The sequence below is a fragment of the Paenibacillus sp. Soil522 genome, assembly GCF_001428245.1.
Lineage (GTDB): Bacteria > Bacillota > Bacilli > Paenibacillales > Paenibacillaceae > Pristimantibacillus.
In genome coordinates this window covers 18,222-27,334 of the sequence record NZ_LMRV01000075.1, presented here as the reverse complement: position 1 = coordinate 27,334, position 9,113 = coordinate 18,222, and the positions used below count along the sequence as shown (strand labels likewise).

Sequence of the window (9,113 nt, the reverse complement as noted above, 5' to 3'; positions counted from 1 at the left end):
ACGAAACTAAACAACCAGTCGCCGGTTGATTTCCGACGACTGGCTGCTTAAACTTGTAAGGTGTTTTGATCCCTGTCTCACAAATGGGGGTCAGTCCCTGTTGAGAAATTGGGCTTTTTAATATGGTAATTTCCTTAACGTTTTAAATCCGCATTTCCCTGACGCTACCCCTATTTCCGTACTAAAACGGATGTTTAGTCATACTCCTAGTTCAACGCGCATGATACGTATACAATATCTCGTCCTGGCACGCAGCTGCAGCTCTTAATTCGTATACAAAAACGTAACAGCAGGAGAAATCCAGATGAACAATAAGTTATAAAATAAAAGCAGCCCGCGCCGATCGCACGTGGCCACTCTCCATTACCTTAATACATTTATTCTCTCCAAAGCTCCATCTGCTCTGGTGGAGGTACTTCTCGTGATCGTACCGGTATATTCAAAAAGACAGGATTTTTTACAACCGATAAATAACGGTCAACCAAGCCTTGTTTTTTTCCGGAATAAGAGTAGGAATCGATGAAACCAACTTGCTTTAGTTCCTCGCAAGCCTGTGTAATTCGCTCAACGATCTTGTATACTGGCATGATCGGCTGACCTCCATCGACAAAGTGAAAATGTCCAGCTAGTGTGAACAATTCCAGCTCTACCTTATGTTCTTCCGTGTAAGAAGAAACAAGCCAGTACATGCCTTGCGCTAAATAGGATTTTAGGTCGTTCATCAGAATGAGTGATACGTCAAATAGGTTCCCGTCCCGGTTTGCTTGAACCAGCCATTCCGGCAACCGAATTTCAAACTTACGCTGGTAGTGATCTATTGTGTTCACTTTCCGACGAAACACGATTTGATCGATAAGACGAGTGAGCGCAATTTCTTCATACTCTGCATTTTGTGAACGCTGATATTGTGTAAGTGTCACTTCAATGTCTTTCAACCGGATCAACGATTCCTGGATGCGCTTATAATTACTAGCACCATCTGATAGCCCTAATTCGTTTAGAATGTCTGCATATTTCAGTTCGACGGCAGATTTACCACCACTCTGCTTAAACCATAGCGATTGAATTGCCCCCATAATTCGTGCATCATATGTTGTAAGAACTTCTCCGTTTTTGCTTTTAATATGAACAGATCGAACTCCTTCAACCGTAATGCCAGCTTGTCCAATAATATTTTTCGGTTTGGCCGAAAATAGAGCATGTTGAGCAATATTTGTGTTAAAGGGTCAAGGGTCAAGCTCCTTTAGATAATCCACTGATTTTACTCGTAAAGCGCGTTCTAAAATATCTATCTTTGCTTGTATGAATGCTCGATCTGAGCTAGTACATTGGCCATCTTGCAATTGCGCTTTCAACATTTCTCCTTGTTGGTTGGTTGGCATACATAAAAAGTACCTTAGCCTGTACACGTTGATTTAATGTAGCGCTAAAAGTTTCTAATGTTTCTTGTCTAATTGCGGCAGCTTTCAAGTTTTGTGAAGTCCCCTCACCTTTGTTCCGGTGAGGGGACTCTATTATTGCTCGCCTATGATTAACCTCAAATTTATTCGCCTGGACAGCGATTTTCTTGCCGGCTTTAGATATAATTAGATCCGCACCTTAATCACCTGATGCTCGAGTGACGTACATTCTTGGAGAACTATCATAAATTATAAATTCGATTTTTTCCCCATTGAAAACCCTGCAAATAATTGTCCACCAATTGGTTTGTAGACTTCATTCACAAATTCAATTATTTGTTTTTTATTATTCCATTTGTAAAAACAATCTAATGCCATAAAAAATCTCTTGCACATTTCAGTATCCAATTTATTAAGGCCTCTACTTAGAGTTTTCCCTCGTCCTGACCATTGCCCATTAAGTCTTAAAATAAAATCAATTAGCTGAACAGATAGTGTGTTTAAAGTAATAATAGCTTCCTCATGATTCATAGCGTCAACAAAATCATCAAGCAAATCAAACATAAAATATCTTGAGGAATTAATATATTCTATCGTTAGGTGTTCAGGCCCATGCTGGGGTACCGCCAACATTTTAACGAAAATATACGCTAAGCCCTGAATTGCGTCCGACTTGGCGTTTCTCCCTACTCTAAGCTCAAACGACACGATCACCCGACAAACTGAATTAGACTGACTCGTAAAAAAAGCAGTGACGGACTAGGAACTCGAAAGACCTAGACTGCCGCTGCTTTTATTGTGCTAACGTAATCCGGTTAGCGTAATCTACTTTAGGAGACAAGGTCATCTAACCGTCTGGTAAACGAGGCCTATGGCTCCAGAATCAAATGTCTTGTTTTCGATAAGTTTAAGATTGATCTTCTCCTTGAGACCTTGGAATAACGGCAACCCGCTGCCGATCAGGACGGGAGAAACCGTAATTTTATACTCATCTATTAAATCAAGCTGCATAAGGTAGTGTGCGAACCTAGGACTGCCGAGGATGACCATATCCTTGCCTGGCTGCTGTTTGAGGTTCTTGATCTCTTCCTCGACATCTTCTTTCACCAGTCTGGAATTGTTCCATTCGACTTTCTCCAGCGTCGTGGAAAAAACGATTTTGGCTGTCTTTTCGATCCACTCGGCATGATTCCGTTCATGCTGCGAAGCTGATGGGTTCGAAGGCACAGATGGCCAGTAACTGTGCATCATCTGATAAGTCCCACGTCCCCAAATGACAGTGTCGGCAGTACTCAGAATTTCTTTCGCGTGTTTCTCCAAATCAGCATCGTAGGAAACCCAGCCAATGTCCATTTCACCGTTCGGCCCTTCTACAAAACCGTCAAGCGATGCGTGCAGAAATAGAACGAGTTTTCTCATTTTCAGTTCTCCTTTGTTCATGAGGGATATCTACATTATACATTAACTACATTTTAGCATAATGGATCGGCTCCATCGCTTTTTCTGCACTATCGTACCCGTTAGCGTAATAGCCAACTATATAACTTTATTGAATCTTACCTCATTAATTTGTTCTTTTGCTTTTATCGCTGCTTCTGTTATGTGTCTGCACATGTCAGTTTCAGTTGTTTTTTTCCAATCTTCGTTTTGGTTCATATAAGAGAAAATTACGCCCCTTGAAGACGATATGAGTGCACCAATACCATTTTCATCAAAAAATACACCTAAATCCTCAGCTTTCCCTCCTTGAATCCCAAACCCAGGAACAAGAAAAATCGAATGGGGTAACGTTTTTCGTATCTTCTGTGCTTCTTCTGGATAAGTAGCCCCAACAACTGCACCAATAAATGAATAATTATTAATCCCTACTGTCTTACTTGCCAATTCTTCAATTTGCTCAGCCATTTTAAAATAAAGCAATTTTCCATTCTCTAATTTTAAGTCTTGTATTTCATATGACGAGGGGTTAGATGTCTTTAATAGTATAAAAAGCCCCTTGTTATGTTCTTTTGCCACGTCAATAAACGGCATATACCCATCACTGCCTAAAAAGGGATTAACGGTGACCATATCACCTGAAATCGTCCCATTACCTAAAAAAGCTCGAGCATAGGCTGTTGAAGTTGAACCAATATCCCCTCTTTTTGCATCGTTAATGACTATTAATTCTTTCGAACGTGCATAGCTTATTGTTTTTTCCAAAGCCTTAATGCCGTAACTACCGTATACCTCGTAATAAGCAAGTTGGGGTTTTACAGCTATTACATGATTAGCGACAGCATCAATGATGATTTTATTAAACTCATATATTGCATTTGCAATACTTTCGTTGGACGAAGTATCTACATTTTCGAGTAATACATCAGGAAAAAAATTTATATCAGGGTCTAAACCAACAACTAAAACACTATTTTTTCTTTTTCCTTCATCTATCAGTACATCTGCAAAATTACCCATAATGAGTTCTCCCCCAATTTCTTTATCCATTATCAAGTATAAGTAAGTTTATTAATCAGTGCTATATATTTTTGTTACTTCATCCCCTCCACATTACTGCTCTATACTTTAAGAATTCGGTTATAAGATTCAGCAGCCACCGCGCTAAACTGCCAGTTAGCTTAATCAAGCATCGTCAATCTAAAACTTTATTTTCTGAGAAACATATTACCCTTATTGATTCAAAACATTAGGAAAAGGGTAATCATACGATAAGTGGGAAGTGGTATTGAAAAACAAGAAAAACGGAATTCAATTTTAGTTTCCGAAAGGTTGTTGATTCACCATGAAAACACGAAGAAGGATAAAAAGATCGAGATTTCTGCTTCGATACTTTTTGACTTTTTGAGTAAGACTTAGCATTAGAAGTGCATTTTTGAAATAAACCGCTTCCCACTATAAGAGGACTCTGCGATATAATTCGCGGGGTCCTCGCTTTATGACAGCCTCATCCTGGTGATTGTTAAGCTATAGTACCCTTTAGTTTAACAAAAAGAAGAAGCCTTAAGGGGGCAATGCCTCGCTTAAGACCTCTCCTCTTAACTGCTGCTTTAAGACGAGTTTAACGCACTCAGGCTTTTCGGACAGGGCACTGGATTTCTGTAATGTATTCATTCGTATCGGTTGTCGACCATTCTCCGGCCAAATATAACTCCCTTTGCGGTCCAGCTATCTCGTACCGGTTTTCCTCCAGCCAATTCAACAAGTTGCTATATGCGTTATGGAGGGTTTGATAAGGGCCTTTATGGACCACGCATGCCATTTCGGTAACCCCTTCAAGAATCTTGACCTTGATACGGTCGGTTTCCGGCAAATCTCCAGATATCGGCTCAATCACCTCTGCATCGACGGATGAATCACTGCTACCTTGGTGGTAAATTACCATGCAGGGAGGAACAATTTTCACTCCGTGCTTTTCAATATGCTCCCCCAAAGCTTGCCAGAGATGTCCTTGCTCGCTATGCGTTGGAATATGGTCCCTGATTGAAGCAACTCGTACCGGTTCAATCTGTTTGATAACACAATCATACCTCATTGCGTGTCCCTCCTCTTTCATATAATTCTCGATCCGAACAAGTCTTGTTTGCTCATCCCTTACTCTCGATAAGATCTCGGAATGCTTCACTTCTAGGAACGTCCGCAGGTGTTCAGGGTTCATGTCCGTATGGAGAAGGATGGAGATCTCCTCTAAGGAGAAGCCAAGATCCTTCAGGGCTATGATCCGATTTAGTTTGGACATCTGGCTTACCATGTAATAGCGATAACCAGTAGAAGCGTCGATACGTGCAGGCTGTAACAGTCCTACGCTTTCATAATGCCTTAGAGCTTTCACCGTTACCTTACTCAGCCGTGCAAAATCACCAATTTTGAACATATTCATCTCCTGTGTACACACTTATTTCGAGGTCCTCACCTGCAGGATAAAGCTTTCCCTTGCAGGAGAGTCAAGAGGTTCAGGTAAATTTCTTTTTAAGTCGGACAAACCGCCCATTGGGAACAGGCTGCCAATCATATCGGCAGCCTGCTAGTCTTGATGCTATCGTACCCGTTAGCCATCAATGCCGCTCTCGCGACACCACAGATTATGGAAGTAGTTGCGTTCTTCCATGGGAGCGTAATGAATGTTGATTCTCAATTCATCATTCATATTTTCGTGGTGAGCAAATACAACAAATTCATATTGATCGGCGTCTCGTTGATTACAACCAGTAACTAAACTTGTTACGATTATATATATCAGAATATGCTTAAAAGTTTTCAATATTTTTCCTCCCAAAACTCCATGAACACAAAGCTTATGCAAATTAGTTTATCACTTGTCTCGTAAATTTCTCTGCACGTACAATAAAACGTTGAAGCAGCTGCTGGTGGCATGCTGCTCCACTATCGTACCCGTTAGCGCAATGAGCGACTATCTGCACTGTGTTGTATGGTATGTGCACCCAGACTATAGATACGAAACGTAATTACTGCAGCAATACAACTTCGACCGCCTCAACGTCAGATTCACCTTTTTTATAAGGGGTTACCCAGATCTCGATTTTAGGGTAATCTCCTGAGCCGGTAGGCTTCAAAACTTGATATAAATCTGAAACAGGAATGGAGGTCTTTGTATTCGTGGTTTGAGAGCGGGCATATATTTTGGTGCGTTCTGTAAATGAAATATGACCTTCTTTACCGGTGACACTCTGATAGGACTCAATAAATTTTTGAAATACTGGTTCCTTCGGTCGGAAATCAGTTAGTGTTAGGGTATACAAAATTCCCTTATCCTTTGAATACTCATTCTCCCGTTGGTCAACCAAAGATAACATCTCGCCGCTGTAGAAATAAAGAGTTTCGGACTCAAATGAATGTTCCTTACCGCAAGCAGTTAAAAAGGTTACTAATAAAAAACACATTAGAATGCACTTCCGCATTTCGATCAATATTTGTGCCTCCTTCCTCACAAAAAAACTTAACCCTTAATTACCATAATTGGAACTAACCTGCGCGTTAAACAAGGAGCAGCCTGTCGCTGGCAAACTGCTCCTTGTCTAGTTGAACTATCGTACCCGTTAGTTGAATCATTATCATGTGATTACACCACTAATCTCTCAATTGCAACAGCAACACCATCGTTATCATTTGAATCGGTTACGTGGGCTGCACAATTTTTCAGTTCAATTATCGCGTTCTCCATTGCGATCGGAAATCCGCACATTTGGAATAGTCCTAAATCGTTAAAGTCATCCCCGAATACCATTACATTTTCTGACTTCACCCCGATATCATTAAGCACCCATTGCACGCCTTCTTCTTTTGATGCTGATTTTTGCATGATTTGAACCAATACCCCTCCATCGGTTGCGATTACGTTCACATGGTCGCCGAATTGCTCTATTATATCCCTCCATGTGCTGTAACCTTGAACCAATATTTTGGTTGGGGAGAGTGAACTAATAAAATCGTTATCAATAACCTGGGGTTTCGGATCATTCGAACGGAGACCGAATTGAGCACGCTGCGAGTCGGGAACTGGTTTACACGCATACCATGAATCATTAACCTCGTATGAAATTAACGATTCAGGAGCATGTAACTCGATGAATTTGTTAATCTGTTGGCTAATCTCATTTGGGATACTAATGTGCCGCTGAGTTTGCTTAGACTTGCATGTTACTAGAGCACCATTGTAATAAACCAAGTAGTCTACAAAAGGAAAATTCTTTACAAATTGATTAGCCGCTCTAGGCGGTCGCGCCGTGGCAATAATAATATGAATTCCAGAATCAAAACATCTTTTAACAGTCTGATAATTTCTAGGTGATATGGATTTGTCACTGCCGAGCAATGTTCCGTCCAAGTCTAATACAATTGCCTGTATGTCCGACATCTGCATCTCTCCTCACCAAATAATTCTTCCAATAATAACCTAATTTCAGGAGAAATGATAGACTCACTATTGAATTAATCTGCCCGTTACTTCAATCAAACAACACATTGAAAGGAAACGTTTATAAAAAAAAGGAACCCGCTAAGCAACGGGCCGCGGGTTCAAGTCTATATATTAAAAAGGGGGTCAAGGTCTATATTACCGTGAAAACATTAACAGAAGATAAAACGAAAGTTACAATTGGATTACATTTGAAGCCCGTATATACTCGATTATTTAATGGGAGTAGTGAGCTCTTGTACCCGTTAGCTCATAACTCTATCCTGTTGGGCTTTAACCTTTTGAACGCCCTATGCCTGTTGAAAAGATATTGGTTCCGTTCTTTCAAAATACAATTTGCTCAATAGTGTCAATCAATGTACTAACCCATGTTGAAATGGAAGCGAGATATTTGATTACTGCCCGCATTGGTGATCCCGAAAATAAAGATGATCGGCCTTCTAGAAAATATTATAAACATGCAACTTTTTATGGAAAATTAAGTCATTTGAAGTAGAAATGAAGAAGATCGAAATAGGGAGGTCTTACAATTGAAAAAATGGATGCAAACAACAGTTGCTTCGCTTTCCATTGTTGGAATGCTGGCATCAGGATCGGCTATCTCCGCTGCGCCGCAAAAACCAATATTGGTTTATATTGATGGCGCGCTGCAGAAGAATGTGCTAACAGTAAACGAAAGGACAATGGTACAGCTAAAATCTTTTAAAGATCCTGTAAAACTAATGTATTCCTATGAACAGGCTACGAAAACGATAATAATAATTAATAAAGAAAAGAAATTGACTGTACGCCTTAATGGTGGAGCCAAAACAGCCCTGGTTAACGGTAAAAGCGTCAAGCTGGATGCCCCTGTAACGATTAAAGATGGTAGAACTTATCTTCCTCTGCGTTTTCTCTCAGAAACACTGGGGGGAACAGTGAAATACAGCAGTACGGATAAGACTGTAATTGTGCGGACTCCTTCTGGTCATGAGCGCTTCAAAATACTCATGAGCGGAGATTTAGTAAAAGCTCGTGAAATTGCAATTCATTATCCAGCAACGTATGCGGATAAACAAATTGAAGCATCAGGAGAAGGATTCACTTTTTCTTATACTTTTCCAAAGGGAGAAGCGCTGCGTTTTGAGGTAGAGTATAAAGGACTAATTAATTATACCGAAATTAATCAGGATGGAATTGCGGTTGTGACATGGCAAAATGATTCTATGGGAAGGAATGGAGAAGTGGGCAAGAGGCATGAGGCCTTTAACGACTACCATTTGAACGAAGAGTTCACTGATGTCATTATCGTACCAATCGAGGGTGAAGTCCGGACTGATCAAAATACATAAAATGTAACAAATCAGCTTGATTAAAATAAAAAAATGTCTAGGACACGAGAATAGTGTCCTAGACTGCCGAACATCGTTACCCGTTAGCCACACATGCAGCGCAAGCGCCGCACCACAGATGATGAAAATGGAGTTAATTTTCATGGGAGTTTAATACTTAATCTGTCTCCTCCAACTTTCTATTGATATGAACTGTTTTCGTTTTTTGATCCCAGTCTACAATGCAACCAAAGGTTTGAGCGACCAATCGAAGCGGAACATAGRTRATTTTGTTTTTAATAAACGGCGGATTCTTTGCTTTTATCGWTTCGGCTTCAATCATCACTTTCGTATTGCCAACTGTAAAGTAGGCCGTTTTCTCATTGCTTTCGTAGATAATTAAATTGTCTAGTGTACCCGAAATATAACCAAATTTAAGCACTGGTGTCTCGTTAAATGCATTAGATGGAA

Annotated in this window: 10 protein-coding genes; 1 reads left to right on the top strand and 9 read right to left on the bottom strand. The window is 40.3% G+C overall.

Annotation, left to right across the window (positions count from 1 at the left end):
* Nucleotides 1-377: 377 nt before the first annotated feature.
* From ASG81_RS23430 to ASG81_RS23395, 8 genes are all read right to left on the bottom strand, one after another.
* Nucleotides 378-1,169 (bottom strand): replication initiator protein A, encoded by a 792-nt coding sequence (locus ASG81_RS23430; RefSeq protein ID WP_235549000.1) that lies wholly within the window; start codon nt 1,167-1,169, stop codon nt 378-380.
* A gap of 480 nt (nt 1,170-1,649) precedes the next feature.
* Nucleotides 1,650-2,108, bottom strand: coding sequence for a hypothetical protein (locus ASG81_RS23425; RefSeq protein WP_056639978.1), 459 nt, complete (start codon nt 2,106-2,108; stop codon nt 1,650-1,652).
* 135 nt (nt 2,109-2,243) lie between these two features.
* Nucleotides 2,244-2,819 carry a dihydrofolate reductase family protein gene (locus ASG81_RS23420; RefSeq protein WP_056639975.1) on the bottom strand — a complete coding sequence of 192 codons (576 nt, stop codon included), beginning with the start codon at nt 2,817-2,819 and terminating at the stop codon, nt 2,244-2,246.
* 117 nt (nt 2,820-2,936) lie between these two features.
* Nucleotides 2,937-3,857 carry an orotidine-5'-phosphate decarboxylase gene (pyrF, locus tag ASG81_RS23415; protein WP_056639973.1) on the bottom strand — a complete coding sequence of 307 codons (921 nt, stop codon included), beginning with the start codon at nt 3,855-3,857 and terminating at the stop codon, nt 2,937-2,939.
* Between the two features lie 610 nt (nt 3,858-4,467).
* Nucleotides 4,468-5,271 carry a MerR family transcriptional regulator gene (locus ASG81_RS23410; RefSeq protein WP_056639970.1) on the bottom strand — a complete coding sequence of 268 codons (804 nt, stop codon included), beginning with the start codon at nt 5,269-5,271 and terminating at the stop codon, nt 4,468-4,470.
* Nucleotides 5,272-5,445: 174 nt separating this feature from the next.
* Nucleotides 5,446-5,658 (bottom strand): hypothetical protein, encoded by a 213-nt coding sequence (locus ASG81_RS23405; RefSeq protein ID WP_056639967.1) that lies wholly within the window; start codon nt 5,656-5,658, stop codon nt 5,446-5,448.
* Between the two features lie 205 nt (nt 5,659-5,863).
* Nucleotides 5,864-6,325 carry a hypothetical protein gene (locus tag ASG81_RS23400; RefSeq protein ID WP_056639963.1) on the bottom strand — a complete coding sequence of 154 codons (462 nt, stop codon included), beginning with the start codon at nt 6,323-6,325 and terminating at the stop codon, nt 5,864-5,866.
* A 152-nt stretch (nt 6,326-6,477) separates the two neighbouring features.
* Nucleotides 6,478-7,272, bottom strand: a complete 795-nt coding sequence (locus ASG81_RS23395) for a Cof-type HAD-IIB family hydrolase (protein ID WP_162255061.1) — start codon at nt 7,270-7,272, stop codon at nt 6,478-6,480.
* 590 nt (nt 7,273-7,862) lie between these two features.
* Here ASG81_RS23395 and ASG81_RS23390 point away from each other — a divergent pair.
* Nucleotides 7,863-8,663 carry a copper amine oxidase N-terminal domain-containing protein gene (locus tag ASG81_RS23390; RefSeq protein WP_056639957.1) on the top strand — a complete coding sequence of 267 codons (801 nt, stop codon included), beginning with the start codon at nt 7,863-7,865 and terminating at the stop codon, nt 8,661-8,663.
* A 157-nt stretch (nt 8,664-8,820) separates the two neighbouring features.
* Here ASG81_RS23390 and ASG81_RS23385 read toward each other — a convergent pair.
* Nucleotides 8,821-9,113, bottom strand: a 293-nt coding sequence (locus ASG81_RS23385; protein ID WP_162255060.1) for a copper amine oxidase N-terminal domain-containing protein, incomplete at its 5' end; no start/stop codon positions are given.